Raw genomic sequence first — 1,429 nt, 5'->3', positions numbered from 1 at the left:
GGTGTTTCCGTCTGAAATAATCTGCGGAAATCGCCCGAGATAATCTGCGGTTTGACACTTTGTGATATTGTAGTTATTTTCTCTTACCTTGTGAATATCCTCAATCGTAAATTTAGGACTTATAACTAATGTTTCCATAATTATTTTTCCAAATCTTCCATAGTCATACATGGAAGTTCTTTCTCTTGTCTCAACTGCTTATCATTCGTAAAGAACATATCACATCCACTAACAATAGCAGTTGCAATCTGTAAAGCATCCATAGCCTTAAAATTCTTATACTGACCTCTTATCTTTGCTCCTTGCTCTGCAATTTCAGAATTTATATCCACGACATCAATATTCATGTATTCAATAAACTTCTTGAAGTTATCGGCAAAATCCATCTTTCCGCTACTGTATGGAAATACAAGATATTCCTCAATAGTAATGGCAGAGGTAACAATCTGAATATTTTCCTCAATACACTTTGTAAAGAATTTCTTTATAGCATCCATATACAAGGAACTATTTTCCAGATAATAGATAATTGGTGCAGTATCAACAAATACACGCTTAAATTCTGTCATTATCTCTCAACTCCCTTATATAAGAATCTGCATTCTGTCCTCGTTCTGTTGCAGGCATAACAAACTGGTCAAGATTAACAACTCTTTTTGTTGTAGTATCTGCATCACCTAATAATCCATTAACACCACGCATAATTTGAATAACGAAACTCAGCTTATCTTCTGGTACTCTTTCCAACAGTTCAATAGCTTCTTTTCTAATTGCTGTCATATTGCATACCTCCTTCTTTTATAACAGATTATTCCTTAAATCTGTTCTCATATGCCAAGTCAGGATTCAAGTCAACTTTCCATTCAATCAAATCTTGTGGCTGACATTGTAACAACTGGCATATATCCTCAATGGTCTTTGTTGATACATCACACATGAAATCTTTTCCATCGTGACTATCTTTGTATTCCTGTAGTTTCTTTTCAATCTCTTCCATTGAAGCACCGCTACACATTTTTAACTTTGCAAGTGTGCCTTGTGGTATCAATGCTTTTTGTCTTATAGTATAGGTAGTAATACCCTTTTCTTTTAGTTTTTCCATCAATTTATTATAATTAACCATCATAATCTCCATTCGCATATAATATACATTTATTTCTGTGTATATTATAACACTCCTTCCGTTTTTTTTCAATCAGCACCGGAAGAAAGTTTCCACCGATGCCGACAACTATCAAATCATTTCTTTTAATACTTTATGTATAATTTTCCACTTGAGGCACTTTTTGTTTTTAATACGCATCTGAAACATAAAAATCTTTGAAATCTTTTCCATAAAATCTTGTGGGTATATATCATGCTTGATAAGGTAAAGTGAACCCATTTGTCAAGACACTTTTTTCAAAAAATTAAGTTGGATTTCGGAAGG

The 1,429-nt window shown here is 33.2% G+C and carries 3 protein-coding genes; all 3 read right to left on the bottom strand.

The genetic code is table 11. The features are described 5' to 3' along the window. Positions 1–140: 140 nt before the first annotated feature. Genes ASU35_RS05315 through ASU35_RS05305 form a run of 3 tightly spaced genes read right to left on the bottom strand, consistent with a single transcriptional unit; the run spans position 141 to position 1,126 of the window. The gene (locus tag ASU35_RS05315; protein ID WP_058352015.1) at positions 141–569 is read right to left on the bottom strand and encodes a type II toxin-antitoxin system VapC family toxin; all 429 of its coding nucleotides are present in this window, start codon (positions 567–569) and stop codon (positions 141–143) included. Further along, complete coding sequence (locus tag ASU35_RS05310) at positions 556–780, bottom strand: hypothetical protein (RefSeq protein ID WP_058352014.1); 225 nt, start codon at positions 778–780, stop codon at positions 556–558. The genes ASU35_RS05315 and ASU35_RS05310 overlap by 14 nt, the downstream gene beginning before the upstream one ends. Before the next feature lie 28 nt (positions 781–808). Beyond that, positions 809–1,126: a helix-turn-helix domain-containing protein gene (locus ASU35_RS05305; protein WP_172794600.1), complete on the bottom strand. Its 318-nt coding sequence runs from the start codon at positions 1,124–1,126 to the stop codon at positions 809–811. Positions 1,127–1,429 lie beyond the last annotated feature (303 nt).

Source organism: Acetivibrio ethanolgignens, from assembly GCF_001461035.1.
GTDB lineage: Bacteria > Bacillota > Clostridia > Lachnospirales > Lachnospiraceae > Velocimicrobium > Velocimicrobium ethanolgignens.
The sequence above is the reverse complement of the archived record's forward strand: the minus strand, read 5'-3'. Positions and strand labels throughout refer to the sequence as shown.